This is a genomic window from Dyella agri (assembly GCF_044904705.1).
Lineage (GTDB): Bacteria > Pseudomonadota > Gammaproteobacteria > Xanthomonadales > Rhodanobacteraceae > Rhodanobacter_A > Rhodanobacter_A agri.
In genome coordinates, this window is sequence record NZ_JADIKL010000001.1 from 389,781 (window position 1) to 409,092 (window position 19,312).

The window sequence follows — 19,312 nt, forward strand, 5'->3', positions numbered from 1 at the left end:
CTACAGATTCATGCCTCGGGTATTTCCGGATACGGAAACAGCTTCACCAGCGGCACCGAAATCCCGTCGTCGCCGACCACGCGGCAATGCGTGCGGTCGAGCTGGCGCGGGTCATCCACGCCGCAACTGTGAGCGATGATGCCCACCTCGTGCATCACGTTGTGCGCGTAGTTCGCCACCTTCTCGCTCTTGTCGGTGACCACCAGACCGCGTTGCAGCTTCGGGTCCTGCGTGGTGATGCCAGTGGGGCAGGTGTTGCGGTTGCACTGCAGTGACTGGATGCAACCCAGCGCCAGCATGAAGCCACGCGCGGAGTTGACGAAGTCGGCGCCCATCGACAGCGCCCACGCCACATCGTAGGCGGTGATGCGCTTGCCCGAGCAGATCACCTTGACGCGTTCACGCAAGCCCTTGACGACCAGCGTGTCGACCAGGGCGGGCAAGGCTTCGTGCAACGGCAGGCCCACGCCTTCCATCAAGGTCTGCGGCGCCGCACCGGTGCCGCCCTCGGAACCGTCCACGATGATGAAGTCCGGCGCGCTCTCGATGCCGCGCTTGCGCACCTCGTCGCACAGCTCCTCGATCATCGTCATGTCGCCGAACACCGCCTTGAAGCCGGTGGGCTTGCCGGTGAGTTCGCGGATATGGCGGATCGCGTCCAGCAGCTGCGGCACGTTGCCGATGTCCAGGTGCCGGTTCGGGCTCTGCGAATCCTGCCCCACCGGAATGCCGCGGATCTCGGCGATCTCCGGCGTCACCTTGGCCGCCGGCAGCAAGCCGCCCATGCCCGGCTTGGCGCCCTGGCCGAGCTTGATGCTGACCATCTTCACCTGCTTGTGCGCGCAGATGGCTTTGAGCTTGTCGTCGTCGAGCTTGCCGTCGGGGGTGCGCACGCCGTACTTGGCGGTGCCGATCTCGAACACGATGTCGCAACCGCCTTCGAGGTGGTAAGGCGCCAGACCGCCCTCACCCGTGTCCATCCAGATGCCGGCCTTGGCAGCGCCGTGCGACAGCGCACGCACCGCCGGCGCGCCGAGTGCGCCGAAGCTCATCGCGGAGATGTTGAAGAACGCGGCGTGGTCGTAGGGTTCGCGCGCGTAGGGGCCGATGCGCACCGGCTTGGGCTTCACGTGGTGGTCGCCCAGCGAAGGAAAGGCCGCGTTGACGAAGAACGGCACGCCTTCGCCGCGCAGGTCGCGGGTGGAGCCGAACGCGTTGGTGTTCTCCGCGTTCTTCGCCGCGCGGTACACCCACACACGCTGGGCGCGGTTGAACGGCAATTCCTCGCGGTCGCTGGAGAACAGATACTGGCGGAAGAACTCGCCCAGGCGCAGGAAGCCGTATCGGAAGTGGCCGATCACCGGGAAGTTGCGCAACACCGCATTGGACGTCTGGTTGCGGTCCACCACCCACACCGCCGCGATCACCACCACGGCCAACGCCAGCAGCAGCATGAACAGCGCCGCGAACGTTTCCACCAGCACCACCAGCCAGTGCGCAAAACCCGTCGATTGCATGTGCGACTCCCGTGCGTTGCAAGGACATACTGCTCGCGCTGAGCGTAGCTCGCGTGGTGGGCGAAGTCGAAGCATGCCGTCTCCCTCCCCCTGGCGGGGCGAGGGAGAAAATCATTACAACTCCACCTGCAGCTGCGCCGCCGCGCGCACGGCCTTCGCGCGCGCCGCCTCGATGCTGGCATCGCGCGCCAGCGTCACCGCCATGCGCCGGCGCCCCTTCACCTCGGGCTTGCCGAACAGGCGCAGCTGGGTGTCCGGCTCGGCCAGTGCCGCGGCCACGCCGTGGTAGCGCGGCGCACGGCCCTCGCCTTCCACCAGCACCGCACACGAGGCTGAGGGACCAAATTGGCGGATCACCGGAATCGGCAGGCCGAGGATCGCCCGCGCATGCAGCGCGAACTCCGACAAGTCCTGCGAGATCAGGGTGACCAGGCCGGTGTCGTGCGGGCGCGGGCTGACCTCGGAGAAGATCACGCTGTCGCCTTTGACGAAGAACTCCATGCCGAACACGCCCCAGCCGCCCAGCGCGTTCGACACCGCCGCGGCCTGGCGCTGCGCCTCGGCCATGGCCTTGTCGCTCATCGGCTGCGGCTGCCAGGACTCGCGGTAGTCGCCGTCTTCCTGGCGATGGCCGATCGGTGCGCAGAAACTGGTGCCGTCCTTGTGACGCACGGTAAGCAAGGTGATCTCGTAGTCGAAGTCGACGAAACCTTCCACGATCACCCGGCCCTGCCCCGCGCGGCCGCCGGACTGCGCGTAGTCCCAGGCATGCTGCAGTTCGGACTCGCCGCGCACGATGCTCTGGCCCTTGCCCGAGGAGCTCATCACCGGCTTGATCACGAACGGGTAGCCGATGTCGGCCACTGCACGGCGGTAATCGGCCTCGTTGTCGCAGAAGCGGTAGGGCGAGGTGGGCAGCTCCAGTTCCTGCGCGGCGAGCCGGCGGATGCCTTCGCGATCCATGGTCAGCCAGGCGGCGCGCGCGGTGGGGATCACGTGCAGGCCCTCGCGCTCCATCTCCACCAGGGTGGGCGTGTGGATCGCCTCGATCTCCGGCACTACCAGATCGGGATGCTCGGCCTCGATCGTACGGCGCAGCGCGGCGCCGTCCAGCATGTCGATCACGTGGCTGCGGTGCGCCACCTGCATCGCCGGCGCGTCGGCGTAGCGGTCCACCGCGATCACCTCCACCGCATAGCGCTGCAGCTCGATCGCCAGCTCCTTGCCCAGCTCGCCGGAACCCAGCAGCAGCACGCGCACGGCATGGTCGGAATGGGGCGTGCCGAAGGGTTTCATGGGGGTGCTCCGTCGTTGGGCGGGAGCGCATTGTAGGGGGAGCGCCGTGGTCGTCGCGCCATCGCAAGATTTTGCTGCGCTGCGCATTGACCGCGCCTCGGGGCCCGGCTCCACACTGATCGCACCCGTCCCCGCGGAGCCGTTCCATGGGTCATCCGATCGCCCTGTTCCGGTTGGCGCTTTGCCTTACCTGTGCGGTCGCCACGCCGGTTCTCGCCCAGGTCTCGGCCACCGCTCCCGCAAACACCGAAGACACCTGGATGAGCGTGCTGCTTGGCGGCCGCAAGATCGGCAGCCTGCACATCGAGCGCCAGCGCGACGGACAGACGGTAACCACCACCCAGACCCTGGCCATCCTGCTGACCCGCAACGGCAAGAGCATCCCGCTGGGCAACACGATCCGCAGCGTGGAAACGCCCGACGGCCAGCCGCTGGGCTTCGGCGCACGCAGCACGATGTCGGCGATGGACAGCACGGTCGAGGGCCGGCGCCAGCCCGGCGGCCGTTTCCGCGTCGACATCACCGTGGGCGGCGCCACGCGGCAGGAAACCATGGACTGGCCCGCGGGCGCCCTGCTTGCCGAGGGCCAACGGCTAGCCATGCTGCGTGCCAGCGCGCATCCCGGCGCACACTACGAACTGGCGATCTTCGATCCCGCCAGTCGGCAGGTGGCGCAGACGCAGGTGGAAGTGCTGGGCGAGGAAATGGTGACGTTGCCGGACGGTGCGCAATCGCTGAACCATCAGCGCCAGCGCTTGTTCCAGTCGCGCGGCGACCAGACGATGGATCTGTGGCTGGACAGCAGCGGCACAGCCCGCAAGGGACTGATCGGCATGCTCGGCCGTCGCCTGGAGATGCTGGCCTGCGACCCTGCCTGCGCGCAGGCGCCGGCGCAGAACGTGGACATGTACCGCGCGGCCACGGTGGATGCGCCGCGCCCGCTGACCGCCGACTTGCGCAACACCTTGCTGCGTTACCGCGTCCACGTGGACGGCGACATTGCCCAGCCATTCATCGACACCAGCGAGCAAGGCGTCACCGCGCTCGGGCACGGCGACTGGCAGATCGACATCGGCGGCTACCGCGCCAACGGCCAACCGCCGCCGCAGGCAGACGACCTCGCCGCGAACGCCTGGCTGCAATCCGACGCACCGGCGATCCGCGAGCTGGCCGTCCAGGCCATCGGCTCGGCACGCACGCCCGAGCAGAAAATGCGGCGCCTGCGCAGCTTCGTCAGCGACTACATCGTGCAGCACGGCCTGGACGTGGGCTACGCCTCGGCGCTGGAAGTGGTCGCCAACCGCCAGGGCGATTGCACCGAATTCGCCGTGCTGCTCGCGGCGATGGCGCGTGCCGCCGGCATTCCCGCGCGCGTAGTCACCGGCATGGCCTACGCGAGCCGCTACGACGGCCATTCACGGGTATTCGTACCGCACGCCTGGGTGCAGGCCTGGCTGGGCACGCGCTGGAAAAGCTATGACGCCGCGTTGCATCGTTTCGACAGCACGCATATCGCGATCGACAGCGGCGATGGCGATCCCTGGCACTTCTACGGCGCCACCTACCTGTTCGGCCGGCTGCGCATCGACAGCATCAAGTCTCCCGACGAACTGTTCGACACGCCGGTCGAGACATCACCCGCACCCAGCCCGCAGGGGCAAGGCATCAGCGGCAATGGCGCAGGTGGCGGCCGCTGAAGCCGTACCCGGCTCGCAGCGGGCGCCCTGCCACCGCACACGCGTCACTTGGAACTGGCTGCGGCGATGGACAGCAAGCGGCCGTCGCGCGCGTCGTACATCCGTACTGAGCCGTCCTGGCTGTTCGCCACCTGCAGCCATTCGTGGCCGCCCTCGACTTGGGGCATCCGCAGATCGAACGACGCCGCGGCCTGCAACGATGCGCCGTGGCGCAAGTCGCCAACCGACGCAAGCACTAGCACCACGCAGGCAGCGAACAAGGCGCTGGCCTGCAACCAGGTGTTCGACCGTTTGCGTACGGGGTTCATGTCGCCATGCTGCGCCCCGCGCATGGCAGCGTCATGACACGCGATTCAGTCGTCGGCGCAGCGCAGCGCCAGGCCCAGTGCGATCCAGCCGACCACGAAGGCCAAGCCGCCGAACGGCGTGACGATGCCGGTCCAGCGCGGCGCACCCAGGGCCAGTGCGTACAGGCTGCCGCTGAACAGCACGATGCCGCAAGCAAACGCCGCGATCGCGCAACGGCGTGCGCGTCCGCCGCCGAACCCCACCGCCAGGGCCAGCGCCAACGCGTGCCACACGTGGTATTCCACCGCCGTGTGCCACAGCTCGCGATGGGCAGGATCGAGCACACCGCGCAAGGCATGCGCACCGAATGCGCCGAGCAACACCGCGCTGGCACCAGCGATACCGGCAAGCAGGCCGGTACGGGATCGGGCAATTTGTCGCAGCATGGCCAGGCTCCGGATGCAGGCGGTCGTTCGGCGCAAGTGCTGGCGTATGCTTGGCGCTTGCGACCCTCGGATTCTTGCATGAAGTTCCCGCGCCTCCTGCGCTTCGCCCTGCTCTTGTTGCCATTGGCGGGCGCCCTGCTGCTGGCCGGCTGCCAGCGCGATGCATCGCTGCCGTTCAAGCTCACCAACATCAGCGGGCACATGCCGGACCTGCAGTTCCAGCTCACCGACGACAACGGCAAACCGGTGAGCGCCGCCGATTACCGCGGCAAGGTGCTGCTGCTGTATTTCGGCTATACGCATTGCCCCGACGTCTGCCCGCTGACCCTGGCCCAACTGCACGTCGCGTTGCAGAAGCTGGGCAAGCAAGCCGATGACGTACGCATCCTGTTCGTCAGCGTCGATCCCGCACGTGACACGCCGGCGGTGCTGCATGCCTATGTCAATGCGTTCGACAAGCGCGCGGTGGGTCTCACCGGCAACCCGCGCGCGATCGAGGCGCTGAGCAAACGCTATCGCTCGGCTTTCACCCGCGAACCGGCGAGCCAGGATGGCAACTACGAGGTCACCCACAGCTCGGCGATCTACGTGTTCGACGGCGACGGCCACGCCCGCGTGCTCTCCACGCCCGGCACACCGCAGGACGACCTGGTGCATGACCTCGATCTGCTGCTGACCCACGGAGCTGCCGCGTGAACCGCATCCTCCTGCCCGTGCTGCTCGCCGGACTGCTCGGCACCGGCCTGGCGCATGCCGCCACTGCCCCGCACGTCACCGCCAGCCACGCATGGATCCGCGTTCTGCCTGGCAATCTGCCGGCCGGCGCCTACGTCGTGCTGCACAACGACGGCGACCAGCCGGTCTCGCTGACCGGTGCCAGCAGCCCCGCCTATGGCGAAGCGATGCTGCACGAAAGCTCGGGCGCGGGTGGCATGAACCGCATGGCGATGGTCGATGCGCTGACCATCCCCGCCCATGGCACGCAGGCGTTGCAGCCCGGCGGCTACCACCTGATGCTGATGGACGCCAAGCATCCGGTGCAGCCCGGCGACACGGTGCGCGTGGTGCTGAAATTCGGCGATGGCGGCACGCTGCCAGTGGACTTCACGGCACGGCCGGCGAACGCGCTGGACGACGGGAAGTGAAGCGGAACGAGTGGCTGTCCTAGGCCAGGCTGTTCAATACTTTACTTTTTGCGATCATCCCTGATCGCGAAAATCAAACGGGCGGTCATCCTTGGCCGCACTATTCGATACTTTTGCGATCGTCCCTGATCGCGAAGATCAAACGGGCGGCCATCCTTGGCCGCACTATTCAATTCAATCCAGTGCAGTTCGGCGTGCCGTCTGCCATGTCTTGCGCGGCAAGCGCCCGCTGCGCGACAGCCGCAACCATTGGCGCAGCGCCATCAGGCCGCCTATGGATTCCAGCAGCGCCGCCGGCACCCAGGTGATCACGCCACCGATCATCTGTCCGGTGAGCACGTTGAAGGTGAACGCGCGGCCGCAGATCTCGAAGATCGGGTAAAGATCGCTGCGCGAGAATGTGACGATGGCGCCGGCCAGGATCTGCGGCGCCATCGTGATGCCGGGCGACAGCACGCGGATGCCGGCGCCCATGCGTCCCGGCGGGTGCGGCCGGTGGTCGAGGATCAGCGACCAGTAGACGAAGCCGCTCAGCAGCATCGTCCAGTTCATGAAACGGTAGACACGCCAGTCCAGCATCGCCAGCGTCTGCATCGACGGTACCAGCCAGATCAGCACGAAGAACACGAACAGGATCGATGCCACCAGCGGCTGGAACAACACACCGCTCAGCATGCGCCACGGCCACGAGCAACGCAGCGGCTTCAACCAGCGCAGCCGCCAGCGACGGGGCAAGCCGGCGCGCAGCGCGCTGACGGGGTACGCGGCGCAGATCAGCAGCGGCGTGAGATGGTGCAGCAGCAACTGCTGCAGGCGATGCACGAAGAACTCGTGCTCGGCGTAGAAATCCAGGTAGGTCTGCAGCGTGAGCCAGATGATCGCCATGCCGATCCAGAAGGTCAGCCGGCGGCCGCGACTCACGCGCAGGCGCCGACTGCCGCGCCAATACAGCACGCAGGTCAGCAGGAAGCCCGCGAGGAACACCCACGAGAACTCCCACGGCACGATCCATTTCAGCAGCGTCGCCATCAGCCCAGCATAGCGCCCGCGGCAGCATGGCCGTTGCGGCGGATTGCCGCCCGCGCCGCGGCCGTACTCACAGCCGCCGCCGGGTACGACGGATGCGGCGCCAGCCGTACAGCAGGCCCAGCAGCGCCACCAGCGCGGGTACCAGCACGATGTTGATCATCTTCAGACGCAGGCCCAGCGCATCGATCTCGGCGTTGAGCTGGTGCTGCACATCGCGCAGTTCTTTGTTGATCGCCAGCTGGCGCTGACGGAACTGCTCGATTTCGTGCCGTTGCTCGGTGCCGATGCTGCCGGCATGGCTGCCGCCCTTGCCGGGCTGCAGCTCCTCCAGCCGCTGCCGGGTCTCGGCCAGTTCGCGCTCCAGCTCCTGCTCCTTCTGCAGGAACTTCTGGTCGGCGACGTTGCGCAAGGCCTCCACGCGAGTGAACGGTCGCTGCGACGTGGAGCGGCCGCGGATCGACAACAGCGCCGAGGAGCCGCTGAGGTTGTCCACCAGGTTGCCCACGAAATCGCCGTTGTTCGCGAACGGCCGCATCATGATCTGGCCGAGGATGGTCTGCGGCTCCACCCACAGTCGATCGCTGAGCAAGTCGGTATCGGCGACCAGTACCACCTCGTCGCCGGGCGCGGACTGCGCCAGATGGCCGGGTTGCTTCGCGCGCTCCGGGAAGGCACTGGAGAAGCTGCCGCGCAGGCGCGCGGCGAACACGTAGCGGGTATTGCTTGGCTGGTAGTCCTGCAGCAGCAGCGACGGGTTGTCGCTGGCCTGCAGCACCCGCTGCACCGGCACCGCTTCGGCATCGGGGCCACTCTGCAGTAGCGGAATCAGCCGCGCACTCGCATTCGCAGCGAGGTCGAAGTGGCCGGCGGTGGAGAGGTCGATGCGCTGCAGGCTGGCGGTCGCCACGTCGTCGTGGTTGAGCGACTGATTGTCCAGCCACAGCATCGCCGGATGGCCGATGTTGTTGCCGCCCAGTTCGATGGTCAGCGCATGCGAGCGATCCAGCACCACCTGGTGCGCGTCGTAGCGCACACCCCAGGCCGCGAACAACCGCGGCAGGTCGGAACTGCGGTCGGGCAACGCACCGGTGGCGGGATCGGCGGGCGTGTCGTCCAGCTCGGCATCCGGATCGACGAACACCACCAGGCGGCCGCCACGCAGCACGTACTGATCGATCGCATACAACGCATCCGCCGACAGGCGCTTGGGATGGATCAGCAACAGCACGCGGATGTCCGCGCCGACCTGTTTGAGCTGGCCCGGATCGATCGCCTTCACGTCGAACAACTGGGCCAGTTGCTGCATCACCACCCACGGCTGCTGGCCCAGCACCGGGTTGCCCTCCACCGGCAAGGTGCTGATCACCCCGATGTGCGGCTTGCTGGTCTGGTTGAGCTCGTACAACAGCTTGGCGATGTCGTATTCGAGGAACGGATCGCGCGCGGGATCGAAGAACGGGATCGCCAGCGTGCGCTCGGGCGCCGCCCCCTCGGCCGCTTCGGCGTCGGCGCCACCCGGCAGCACGCCGCCGGCGAGGCCGAAGAACACCCGCTCGCCGTTGCTACCGCCGCTGGCCGGGGTGAGGCCGGCGCCCTCGGCGCTGGCCTCGTCGTCGGAGTACGGCACCGGGTCGACCACCTGCAACTGCACGCGCCCGTGCGAGCGGGCCGCGATCTCCTGCAGCATGTCGCGCACGCGCTGCTCGTAGCTGCGCAGCTTGGGCAGATCACGGGTCGCGTGCTCGGAGAAGTAAAGCGTGAGTCGCAGCGGCCGCTGCAGCTGATCGACGATCTGCAAGGTGCCCGGCGAGAGCGTGTACAGCTGGTCGGCGGTGAGGTCGACGCGCCGCGCGCGCAGCCAGTGCCCGCTCGATACGATCAACGACACGAACACCAGCGCCACCAGCGCCAGCGCACCGTACAGCGCGACGCGGCGCCCCAGGCGCAGCGGCTTGGTGAACACGTCCGGTAGGCGTAGGCGCAGCGCCATCAGCGCACCCGCTTCAGTTCGAGCAGCAGCACGCCGGCGAGCAGCCAGCCCACGATGCTCAGCGCGAAGTAGGCCAGGTCGCGCAGGTCCAGCACGCCGCGCGCGACCGCTTCGAAATGGCGCAGCATGCTCAGGTAGGCCAACGCATTGATCAGCTTGCGCGGCAACGCGCCGGAGAAGAAGTCCAGCACCTGTGGCTGCCCGGCCAGGATCAGCAGCACGCAGACCACCGCAGTGAGCACGAAGGCCACCACCTGGCTGCGGGTGAGCGCGGAGAGGCAGGCACCGATCGCCACGAAGCTGCCGGCCATCAGCCAGCTGCCCAGGTAGCCCGCCAGGATCACTCCGTTATCGGGCGCGCCGAGGTAGTTCACGGTGAGCCAGATCGGGAAGGTCAACGCCAACGCCAGCCCGATGAACAGCCAGGCTGCCAGGAACTTGCCCAGCATCGCCTGCCACAGCGTCACCGGCAGGGTCAGCAACAGCTCCAGCGTGCCGCCCTTGGCTTCTTCCGCCCACATGCGCATGGTGATCGCAGGCACCAGGATCAGATACAGCCACGGATGCACCACGAAGAACGGCTGCAGGTCGGCTTGGCCGCGCTCGTAGAAATCGCCGGTGTAGAACGTGAGGATGCCCGCCAGCACCAGGAAGATGACCAGGAACACATAGGCCATCGGCGTCACGAAAAAGCTGCGCAGCTCGCGCCGCATCACTGCGTTGACCGGGCTCATGCGCTCGCCCCCGTCGCGTCCTGCGCGGTGGTGATCTGGCGGAACACCTCGTCCAGCCGCCCGCGTTCGAGCTGGATCTCGGAGACTTCCAGCCCCTGCTCACGCAGCAACTGCTCCACCGGCTCCAGGATGCGTGTACCCGGCTTCGGGAACACGGTGATGCGACCGTCCAGCGGATCGACCTCGATCGACGCCACCTGCGGCAAGCGCCCCAACATCTCCTGCGAGACGCCGCTGCCGGGCGCGCTGAACGACACGGCGCCGTGGTAGCGCGAACGCGCCTCCAGCTCGGCGGGCGTGGCGTCGGCCAGCAGCCGGCCCCGCGCGATGATCACCACGCGGTTGCACAAGGCATGCACTTCCTCCAGCAGATGCGTGGAGATCAGGATGGTGCGCTCGCGCGCCATCGCGTCGATCAGCTGGCGCACCGTGTGTTTCTGGTTGGGGTCGAGGCCGTCGGTGGGCTCGTCCAGCATCAGCACCGGCGGATCGTGCAGGATCGCCTGGGCCAGTCCGACGCGTCGGCGCAGGCCTTTAGAGAGCGTGTCGATGCCCGTCTCCAGTACATCCTCCAGCTGCAGCCGACCCACCACCTCGTCGAAACGCCGCCGCCCCACTTCCGCGGTGAGCTTGCGCATGCGCGCGATGAACACCAGGAATTCGCGCACCGTCATCTCGCCGTAGCTGGGTGCCCCCTCGGGCAGGTAGCCCAGCGCGCGGCGCGCGGCCAGCGGATCGCGCTGCACGTCGTGGCCGCAGACCCGCGCCGTGCCGCTGCTGGGCGCCAGGAACCCCGCGATCATGCGCATCGCGGTGGACTTGCCCGCGCCGTTGGGGCCGAGCAGGCCCAGCACCTGGCCGGGATCGGCGCGGATGCTCAGCGCGTCCACCGCGGTGAGCTGGCCGTAGCGGCGGGTGAGTCGTTCGGTCTCGATCATGGACGGGCGCGTTGCGAAATCATCTGCAATGTACCGCAAGGGAGCAGGAAGGTTCAGCCGCGCCGGCACAATGCCGCAGACAAACAAAAAGGCCCTTCCGGAGAAGGGCCTTTCGTTGAAGCGGCAAGCGCGCGCTCAGTGCTTGCCAGCGGGCGCTGCAGCGGTGCTTGCAGGCGCCGGTGCACTGCCGGCGGCAGCCGGGCCTGCCACGTCAAGCGTCGGCTGCTTGATGCCGGCAGCCTGCTCCGGGGTCTGGTCCGGCGTATTGGTGGTCGGCAGGTACACATCGAATTCGGCGTAGCTGGTGATGTTGCCCTGCGCGTCCTTCATCTCCGGCTTGGCCATGATGTCGTAGCTGCGGTTCACCACGTCGTCGAACTTGTAGCCGTGGGTCAGCGCGTAGGCCTTCAGCTCATCGCGGGTCGATCGTACGCCCACGAACGTGCCGTTCCATACGCCTTCCAGCGCGGGACCGCCGAAGGCCAGGGTGGCGCGCACGTCACCGTCGACCACAAGGCGACCGAACTTGTCGTGATCACCCGGCTTCAGCGCCTCCGCGGCAGCAGGGGCAGCAGCGGTGCCGGCATCGGCCGGCGCGTTGTTGTCCAGCGCGGGCGGCGTCGGTGCGGTGAGCTGCTGGGTCTGGCCGTTGACATTCAGCGCGCTGGAGTCGATCGGCATCGCCACGTCGTAGGTATAGGTGGTATCGCCGTAGTTGGTGGTGAATACGATGCGCGGACCGGTGACATTCACTCCCAGCTTCTTCGCTGTGGCCTGAATCTGCGAAATCGCCTTGCTGACAGAGCCGGTGTAGGCGTCATTGCCGTCCTTGAGCTGGATCGTGACGGGCACCAGCAGCACCGGGGTCGGATCGGTCTGGCGGATGTACGGGATCAAGTCCTTGTAGTCGACGTTCGGCACCGAGGCCAGCACGTTCTGCAAGTTGTTCAGGCCGAACTCGATGAACGAATCGGGATCGCCGTGGATGTACAGGTTGGCGAAGCGGTTCACCAGGTTCCAGCCGTACTTCACGTCATACGACCAGGTGACGTTGGTCAGCTGGTTGCGGCTGCCCTGGCGCTCCAGCGCGAAGGTGAAGGTCTTGTCGTAGCCCTTCCAGCCGTTCTCCAGATCCCACACGATCTGTGCGGTCTTGGCAGTGCCGTCGACCTTGTTGAAATCCGGGGTGGCGCTGTCGACGGTCAGCGAGCCATTGCCCGCCCGGACATCGCTGCTGGTCCAGCTCACTTCGGCGCCGGGGCCGAAGGCCTTGCCGGAGTAGTTGTACTTGATGTGCGCGTCGTACGAGTTCAGCACCGAGAACTCGGGCAGGCGGTGGAAGTTGTCCAGCACGTCGTAAACCTGGCGCATGTCCTTGCCGATGACCATCGAGCGCTCGATGTGGCCAGTGCCGGGCATGATCACCGCGGCCAGCACGCCGATCGCGGCGACGATGACCAGCGCCATGAGAAATTCAAGAACACGAGCACGCATCATTCCAGGGGTCTCCGAGCGATCTGTTACGCGGTACGCAGGTATTGCCCCAGCCGTCGCGCGAACCATTGCAGGGCTCGATCGCGGGGAGATGACCGGGGGTCGGCAAACGCCGAAGAACTGGATGTTACTTGCTCATGCGCCGGAACGCCATCGGGTTCCGGCAAGCCGTATGGACGGCCGCAAGGCCTTGTTGCGACTGGCTTGTCGCCCCAAGGCCGGCATTGCGCCGCAGCATCCGCCGGCGCATGGAGGCGCCTCCGGGAGCCCTCAGACGATCCCCAGCTCCAGCGCCTTCAGCACGGCCCGGGTGCGGTCGCGCACCCCCAGCTTGGAGAGGATGTTGGAAACGTGGTTCTTCACCGTGCCCTCGGCCACCTTCAGCGAGTTGGCGATCTCCTTGTTGGAGTAGCCACCGGAAAGCAGACGCAGGATCTCGGTCTCGCGCTCGGTCAGCGGGTCCGGCTGCTCCAGGCTGGTGAACTGGTTCTGCATGCGGCCGACGCCGGCCAGCAGGCGCTGGGTGACCATCGGCGCCACCAGCGAGCCGCCGGCGGCCACCGTACGCACCGCCTCCACCAGCTGCTCCAGCGACACGTCCTTGAGCAGGTAGCCGCGCGCGCCGGCCTTCAGGCCTTGCAGCACCAGCTGGTCGTCGTCGAAGGTGGTGAGGATGATCGTGGGCGGCAGCTCGTTGCGCGCGCCAAGCGCCTGCAGCACCTCCAGCCCACTCATGTTGGGCATGCGCAGGTCCAGCAGCACCACGTCGGGCTTGACCCGCGGGATCTCCTGCACCGCCTGCGCGCCATCGGCGCACTCGGCCACCACACGGATGTCCTGGGCCAGGTCGAGCAGCGAACGCACCCCCTGGCGCACCAGGTTCTGGTCGTCGACAAGACAGACGGAAATCATCGCGGATCCTCGAAGCAGTCGTCGTTCCGGCACGCCGGCGAACGACAAAGGGAACAATGCGGCGTCCGAACCGACGCATTCTGGCATGTGAAAACCGCGTAACGCGAACCCGGAACGTGCATCAGGGCACACTCAGGGCGGGCGGCTCGACGCGCGAAGGCGCATGCGCCAGCTCGGGCTGCTCGCCCAGCGGCAGGCGCACGGTGAGCGCGAAACCTTCGCCCGGGGCGGTATCCAGCACCATGCTGCCGCCGAACTCGGCCAAGCGCTCGCGCATGCCGGACAGACCGTTGCCCGCCTCCGGCTGGGCGGCACCGCGGCCGTCGTCGCGCGCATGCAGGCCCAGCAGGCTGGGCCCGGCATAGGCAAAGGTCAGCCACAGGTTGCGCGCGCCGGCGTGCCGCGCGGTATTGGTGATGATCTCCTGGGCGCAGCGCAGCAGCACCTGGGCGCGGCGCGGGTCCTCCACGCTGAAGCGCGGCGGCATGCTCACGTGCACCTTGAGCCCGGGCACCCCCTCGGTAAGGCTGCGCAGGGCCTGGGTGAGATCGATGGCGTCGTCCTGGCGCAGCTCGCTCACCGCCTCGCGCACGTCGGCCAGCAGATGCTTGGCGGTGGCCTGGGCCTTGCGCACGTGTGCGCCGGCATCCTCGTTGCAGACGTGGCTGGCCACTTCCAGGTTCAGGCTCAACGCAGTGAGGTGGTGGCCGATCAGGTCGTGCAGCTCGCGCGCGATGCGCATGCGCTCGGCCAGCCGGCTGGACTCGGCCAGCAACGCGCGGGTGGCGCGCAGCTCGGAGTTGAGCCGGCGCAACGCCTCGCGCTCCTCGGTCTGCCGGCTGGCTACCACCGAGGCGATGAATGCCAGCGCGCAGATGCCCAGATAGATGATGGTCTGCAGGAAAGCCAGCATCAGCGTGGGGTATTCGGGAAAGCGCGTGAACACCGCCACCAGGCAGACGTTCTGCACCACGATGCAGATCACGCCCAGCCAGAACGGCAGCAGCCACGGCAGTACCATCGCCATCACGGTCAGGAACATCGCGGTGAGGCCGCTGTGGCTGTACCAGCCGATCGCCAGCGAGGCGAGCGTCATCAGCATCAGGCCGAGCAGGCGCAGCCCGAGATGGCGCCGCGAGCCGAGATCGTAGGTCACCGCCCAGTACAGCACGCCGAACACCAGGTAACACAGCGACCACAGCAGCAGCGCGAAATTCGGGCGATGCAGCAGGACCAGGCGATCGGTCGCCCAGTGCGTGAGCAACGGCGCGCCCACGCATAGATAGGTGAACAATCCGGCGTAACGCAGCAGCCGGATATGGCTGAAATTGACCTGAGGCATACCGCACATCATTGGGCACGCGCCGGCCCCGTGCAATGCGCGGGAAGTCATCCCTGCCGAAAGACATGCCGCTGTTTTACGAAGCCTTTACATGCGGCGGCGCGAGGTGTGTCGAGGTGCGTCGCATGGCATAATGTGCCATTGCTGCGCGGCCCTGCCGGCCGCGGCCCGTCCCATCCCTGCGGAGCAACGAATGGCCCTCGCCATCCGCGACGTCACCGAGCACGACCTGGACGCCGTGCTGGCCCTCAACAACGCCGCCGGTCAATCCATCCTCGCCCTCGATGCCGCGCAACTGCGCTACTTCTTCGAGCGCGCGGACTACTTCCGCGTGGCCGAGATCGACGGCCACCTCGCCGGCTTCCTGATCGCGCTGCGCGAAGGCGGCGACTACCACAGCCCCAACTACCGCTGGTTCAGCGAACACTACCCCGCGTTCGTGTACATCGACCGCATCGTGATCGCCAATGCCTACCGCCGCCACGGCCTCGGCCGCATCTTCTACTGCGACGTCACCAGCTACGCCGAAGTGCGCGTGCCGCTGCTCGCCTGCGAGGTGTTCCTGGAGCCGCGCGACGACGTTGTCGTGCTGTTCCACGGCACCTACGGCTTCCAGGAAGTGGGCCAGCAGCGCATGGCTTCGCAGGAGCGCCAGGTGAGCCTGCTCGCCAAGGACCTGCCCAGCTACGCCTATGTGCGCGACACCTGGCTGGAGCACGGCGGCCTGCCCGACGTGCCCTGGCTGGCTGAACGTCATCGCCTGCTGCCGACCAATCAACCACGCCGGCATGCCGGAGAGCGCCACGCATGACCGCTGCCCTGGATACCACCGATGCCTGTGACCTGCGCTTCGGCCAGGTCGGCATCGCCAACGTGCGCATCAAGCGCGTGGACGCCGCCGCACTCTGCGAGGAACTGGAGCGCCGGGTGCGTTCCGCACCGCAGCTGTTCGCCCGCGCCGCCGTGGTGCTGGATCTCAGCCACCTGCTGAAGCTGCCCGACGACGGCGCCGTCGACGCGCTGCTGGAAGCCGTGCGCAGCGCCGGCATGCTGCCGGTCGGCCTGGCCTACGGCACCAGCGAGACCGAGGCGCTGGCCAGGCGCATGGGCCTGCCGCTGATCGCCAAGTTCCGCGCCGCCTACGAACCGGCCGGCGGCCACGCCGCGGCCACGCCGGCGGCCGCCCCCGAGCCGGTCGCCGCGGCGCCGGTACGCGAGGCGCCCGCGGCCGAACCCGCTGCGCAGGAACGGACGCAAGGCTCGTTGCACCACGACGGCACCGTGCGTTCCGGCCAGCAGATCTACGCACGCGACCGCGATCTCGTGGTCACCGGTACCGTTGCCAACGGCGCCGAGGTGATCGCCGACGGCGACATCCACGTTTATGGCGGTCTGCGCGGCCGCGCCATGGCCGGCGCCCAGGGCGATGCCGACGCGCGCATCTTCGTGCACGACTTCCGCGCCGAGCTGGTGGCCATTGCCGGCCACTACCGCGTGTTCGAACAGATACCGAAAGACCTCGAAGGCCAATCCGTGCGATGCTGGCTGGAAGGGGAAAAACTGCTGCTGGCCAAGCTGTGACCAGCCACTTCTGCAACAACCACAACGACAAGAACATTCCCGGGAGATGGTTCCTTGACTGCTGAAATCATTGTTGTCACCTCGGGCAAGGGCGGCGTCGGCAAGACCACGACCAGCGCCTCGCTCGCCACCGGCCTGGCGATCGCCGGCAAGAAGGTCGCGGTGATCGACTTCGATGTCGGCCTGCGCAACCTCGACCTCATCATGGGTTGCGAGCGCCGCGTGGTGTACGACTTCGTCAACGTCGTGCACGGCGAGGCCACGCTGAAGCAGGCGCTGATCAAGGACAAGCGTCACGAGAATCTCTACGTGCTGGCCGCCAGCCAGACCCGCGACAAGGACGCGCTGACCCAGGAAGGCGTGGAGAAGGTGCTCGACGGCCTGTCCGAGGACGGCTTCGACTACATCGTCTGCGACTCGCCCGCCGGTATCGAGAAGGGCGCGCACCTGGCGATGTACTTCGCCGACCACGCGGTGGTGGTGGTGAACCCGGAAGTGTCCTCGGTGCGCGACTCCGACCGCATCCTCGGCCTGCTCGCCAGCAAGACCCGGCGCGCCGAGCGCGGCGACAGCGCGATCAAGCAGCACTTGTTGCTGACCCGCTACAGCCCGGTGCGCGTGGCGAGCGGCGACATGCTCAGCGTCAAGGACGTCGAGGACATCCTCGGTATCAACGTGGTGGGCGTGATCCCGGAATCGGAACAGGTGCTGGCCGCCTCGAACTCGGGCGTGCCGGTGATCCTCGATCCGAATTCGCACGCCGGCCAGGCCTACAGCGACACCGTGGCCCGCATCCTCGGCGAGGAGCGCGTCCTGCGTTTCCTCGACGCGCCGAAGAAAGGTTTCCTGCAACGCGTATTCGGAGGCTGACCCGATGGGCATTCTCGACTTCCTGAAGCGCAAGCCCGAGCCCACCGCCGGCCTGGCCAAGGAACGCCTGCGCATCATCGTGGCGCAGGAGCGCTCCACCCGCGGCGCGCCGGACTACCTGCCGCTGCTGCGCAACGAGTTGCTCGAAGTCATCAAGAAATACGTCCACGTCGACCTCGAGGCGATCAACATCAACGTCGAGCGCGACAGCGGGCACGAAGTGCTGGAGCTCTCGGTGGCGCTGCCCGAGGGCAAGGCCGCGACCACGCCGGCCACCTGACCTCCATCGTCGCCCGCCGCGGCGGGCGACGCTCCACCATGACCGACGCCCGAACCGAACCCGGCGTGCTGCGCCTCGCCGACATCGGCGAAGCCGCGCCGGCCGCCCTGCTCGCCCGCTACGGCCTCGCGCTGCAACGCGTGGCCGACGGCGTGCCCATTCCAGGCAGCTACTGGGGCGACGAGGAGGCCGGCATCATCGGCCATGCGGTCTATGCGCGCGGCGACACGCCGGTGCACTCGCTGCTGCACGAGGCCTGCCACCTGGTCGTGCTGCCGCCGGAGCGGCGCGCCGCCGTGCATACCGACGCCACCGACTCGATCGAGGAAGAGGACGCCACCTGCTACCTGCAGATCGTGCTGGCCGATGCCCTGCCCGGCGTGGGCCGCCTGCGGCTGATGGCCGACATGGACGCCTGGGGCTACAGCTTCCGGCTCGGCTCCACCCGTGCCTGGTTCGAGCAGGACGCCGGCAACGCACGATGCTGGCTGGTCGCACGCGGCCTGCTCGCGCCCGACGGCAAACTTCCCGCCGCTGTCGACGCTACGATGCGTGCGACCGGCTGACATTCCCGACCACCCACTCCACAGGCCCGCCGTGGCGCGACCCCCGCACGAACCCTTCGATCTCGACCACCTGCGCCGCCGCGTAGCCCGCGGCCTGATGCGCATGCTGTTCGGCGCGCCCGCGCAACCCAGCGGCAAACCGCTGCCGCGCCAGGGCATCTACCGCATCCTGGTCTGCCACATCAGCCACACGCTGGGCAACGCGCTGCTGCTGACGCCGCTGATCCAGGAACTGCAAGCTACCTGGCCCGGCGCCGAGATCGATATCGTCACGCGCAGCCAGGCCGGCGGCGAGCTGTACGGTCACTATGACCGCGTCAGCCAGGTGTTCCAGTTGCCTGCGCACGGCTTCGGCCATCCGCGCCAGTGGCTGCGCGGACTGCGCGGCATGCGCAAGGCGCACTACGACCTGGCGATCGACGTCGACCCGCAATCGCAGACCGGCCGCCTGCTGCTGCTGAAAGCGCGCGCCACCTGGACGCTGGGCTTCAGCGGACCGAAGAAGAGCGGCAGCGTGACCCACGCGGTCGAGGTGCCCGAGCACGTGCAGAGCAAAGGCCAGCGCCCGGTCTACCTGCTGCGCCAGGCGCTGGGCGCCACCGCCGAGGCCGACTATCCCGTGCCCGATATCCTCCTGGACGACGCCGAGCGCGCCCGCGGACGGCGCGTGCTGGATCGCGTGCTGGCGACGGCACCGGCCGCGGCCGCGCAGCGCAAGACCATCGGCGTGTTCGCCAATGCCACCGGCCCCAAGCTGCTCGGCACGGATTGGTGGAACCCGTTGCTGGCGACGCTGGAACAGCTGCGTCCGGATTGCCGGCTGGTGGAAATCGTGCCGATGAACGGCCGCTCCATGCTCGACTCGCGCTATCCCAGCTATTTCTCCACCGACCTGCGCCAGCTCGGCGGCGTGCTCGCCAGCCTCGACGGCTACCTCAGCCTCGACTGCGGCATCATGCACCTGGCCTGCGCCTCGCGCGTGCCCACGCTGGGCATCTTCACCACCACCCGCGCCGACGAATGGGGCCCCTACGGCCCGGGCAACCACGTGATCCACGCCTACGGCCTCGCGCCCGAGGCGGTGGCGCGCGAGCTCGCCAAGCACCTCTGATCCGGGTATCGGCTTCGTGCCCTGTGGCACTGCGCGCAGGCGCCGTGCTGCGCTAGGCTTCGTGCCTCGCCGTGCC

At 67.7% G+C, this 19,312-nt stretch carries 20 protein-coding genes; 9 read left to right on the plus strand and 11 right to left on the minus strand.

The window, feature by feature from the left end:
- Positions 1–8: 8 nt before the first annotated feature.
- Positions 9–1,517 (minus strand): FMN-binding glutamate synthase family protein, encoded by a 1,509-nt coding sequence (locus ISP14_RS01720; protein WP_404535644.1) that lies wholly within the window; start codon positions 1,515–1,517, stop codon positions 9–11.
- Between the two features lie 114 nt (positions 1,518–1,631).
- On the minus strand, positions 1,632–2,813 hold the full coding sequence (gene purT / locus ISP14_RS01725) for a formate-dependent phosphoribosylglycinamide formyltransferase (protein WP_404535647.1): 1,182 nt from the start codon (positions 2,811–2,813) through the stop codon (positions 1,632–1,634).
- A gap of 146 nt (positions 2,814–2,959) precedes the next feature.
- Between purT and ISP14_RS01730 the strand changes: the two genes are divergently transcribed.
- Positions 2,960–4,510 (plus strand): transglutaminase-like domain-containing protein, encoded by a 1,551-nt coding sequence (locus ISP14_RS01730; RefSeq protein WP_404535650.1) that lies wholly within the window; start codon positions 2,960–2,962, stop codon positions 4,508–4,510.
- 44 nt (positions 4,511–4,554) lie between these two features.
- Here the strand turns inward: ISP14_RS01730 and ISP14_RS01735 are convergent, their stop codons facing one another.
- Together ISP14_RS01735 and ISP14_RS01740 are read right to left on the minus strand one after the other, a co-directional pair.
- Positions 4,555–4,818: a hypothetical protein gene (locus ISP14_RS01735; RefSeq protein WP_404535653.1), complete on the minus strand. Its 264-nt coding sequence runs from the start codon at positions 4,816–4,818 to the stop codon at positions 4,555–4,557.
- Positions 4,819–4,863: 45 nt separating this feature from the next.
- On the minus strand, positions 4,864–5,241 hold the full coding sequence (locus ISP14_RS01740) for a DUF423 domain-containing protein (RefSeq protein WP_404536095.1): 378 nt from the start codon (positions 5,239–5,241) through the stop codon (positions 4,864–4,866).
- 81 nt (positions 5,242–5,322) lie between these two features.
- Between ISP14_RS01740 and ISP14_RS01745 the strand changes: the two genes are divergently transcribed.
- Both ISP14_RS01745 and ISP14_RS01750 read left to right on the plus strand, forming a co-directional pair.
- The gene (locus tag ISP14_RS01745; RefSeq protein ID WP_404535656.1) at positions 5,323–5,940 is read left to right on the plus strand and encodes an SCO family protein; all 618 of its coding nucleotides are present in this window, start codon (positions 5,323–5,325) and stop codon (positions 5,938–5,940) included.
- The gene (locus tag ISP14_RS01750) at positions 5,937–6,389 is read left to right on the plus strand and encodes a copper chaperone PCu(A)C (protein ID WP_404535659.1); all 453 of its coding nucleotides are present in this window, start codon (positions 5,937–5,939) and stop codon (positions 6,387–6,389) included. Before ISP14_RS01745 ends, ISP14_RS01750 begins: the two co-directional genes overlap by 4 nt.
- 174 nt (positions 6,390–6,563) lie before the next feature.
- Here the strand turns inward: ISP14_RS01750 and ISP14_RS01755 are convergent, their stop codons facing one another.
- The 7 genes from ISP14_RS01755 to ISP14_RS01785 all read right to left on the minus strand — a co-directional run bounded on the left by ISP14_RS01755 (position 6,564) and on the right by ISP14_RS01785 (position 14,837).
- Entirely contained in the window at positions 6,564–7,421 is an 858-nt protein-coding gene (locus tag ISP14_RS01755) for a cytochrome c oxidase assembly protein (protein ID WP_404536096.1), read from the minus strand.
- A gap of 64 nt (positions 7,422–7,485) precedes the next feature.
- Positions 7,486–9,408, minus strand: coding sequence for a GldG family protein (locus tag ISP14_RS01760; RefSeq protein WP_404535662.1), 1,923 nt, complete (start codon positions 9,406–9,408; stop codon positions 7,486–7,488).
- Positions 9,408–10,142 carry an ABC transporter permease subunit gene (locus ISP14_RS01765; protein ID WP_404535665.1) on the minus strand — a complete coding sequence of 245 codons (735 nt, stop codon included), beginning with the start codon at positions 10,140–10,142 and terminating at the stop codon, positions 9,408–9,410. Before ISP14_RS01765 ends, ISP14_RS01760 begins: the two co-directional genes overlap by 1 nt.
- Positions 10,139–11,080: an ABC transporter ATP-binding protein gene (locus ISP14_RS01770; RefSeq protein ID WP_404535668.1), complete on the minus strand. Its 942-nt coding sequence runs from the start codon at positions 11,078–11,080 to the stop codon at positions 10,139–10,141. Before ISP14_RS01770 ends, ISP14_RS01765 begins: the two co-directional genes overlap by 4 nt.
- Before the next feature lie 135 nt (positions 11,081–11,215).
- Positions 11,216–12,547, minus strand: a complete 1,332-nt coding sequence (locus tag ISP14_RS01775; protein ID WP_404535671.1) for an SRPBCC family protein — start codon at positions 12,545–12,547, stop codon at positions 11,216–11,218.
- Positions 12,548–12,844: 297 nt separating this feature from the next.
- Positions 12,845–13,486: a response regulator gene (locus ISP14_RS01780; RefSeq protein WP_367844488.1), complete on the minus strand. Its 642-nt coding sequence runs from the start codon at positions 13,484–13,486 to the stop codon at positions 12,845–12,847.
- Between the two features lie 121 nt (positions 13,487–13,607).
- Complete coding sequence (locus ISP14_RS01785; RefSeq protein WP_404536098.1) at positions 13,608–14,837, minus strand: sensor histidine kinase; 1,230 nt, start codon at positions 14,835–14,837, stop codon at positions 13,608–13,610.
- A 184-nt stretch (positions 14,838–15,021) separates the two neighbouring features.
- On the opposite strand from ISP14_RS01785, the gene ISP14_RS01790 reads away from it, so the two are divergent.
- The 6 genes from ISP14_RS01790 to ISP14_RS01815 are packed head-to-tail and all read left to right on the plus strand — an operon-like array spanning position 15,022 to position 19,236.
- Complete coding sequence (locus ISP14_RS01790; protein WP_404535675.1) at positions 15,022–15,639, plus strand: GNAT family N-acetyltransferase; 618 nt, start codon at positions 15,022–15,024, stop codon at positions 15,637–15,639.
- Positions 15,636–16,409 (plus strand): septum site-determining protein MinC, encoded by a 774-nt coding sequence (minC, locus tag ISP14_RS01795; RefSeq protein ID WP_404535678.1) that lies wholly within the window; start codon positions 15,636–15,638, stop codon positions 16,407–16,409. Before ISP14_RS01790 ends, minC begins: the two co-directional genes overlap by 4 nt.
- A gap of 54 nt (positions 16,410–16,463) precedes the next feature.
- Positions 16,464–17,279, plus strand: coding sequence for a septum site-determining protein MinD (minD, locus tag ISP14_RS01800; protein WP_404535681.1), 816 nt, complete (start codon positions 16,464–16,466; stop codon positions 17,277–17,279).
- Positions 17,280–17,283: 4 nt separating this feature from the next.
- Complete coding sequence (minE, locus tag ISP14_RS01805; RefSeq protein ID WP_404535684.1) at positions 17,284–17,559, plus strand: cell division topological specificity factor MinE; 276 nt, start codon at positions 17,284–17,286, stop codon at positions 17,557–17,559.
- 38 nt (positions 17,560–17,597) lie between these two features.
- Positions 17,598–18,125, plus strand: a complete 528-nt coding sequence (locus ISP14_RS01810; RefSeq protein ID WP_404535687.1) for a hypothetical protein — start codon at positions 17,598–17,600, stop codon at positions 18,123–18,125.
- A gap of 31 nt (positions 18,126–18,156) precedes the next feature.
- Entirely contained in the window at positions 18,157–19,236 is a 1,080-nt protein-coding gene (locus tag ISP14_RS01815; RefSeq protein WP_404535690.1) for a glycosyltransferase family 9 protein, read from the plus strand.
- Positions 19,237–19,312 lie beyond the last annotated feature (76 nt).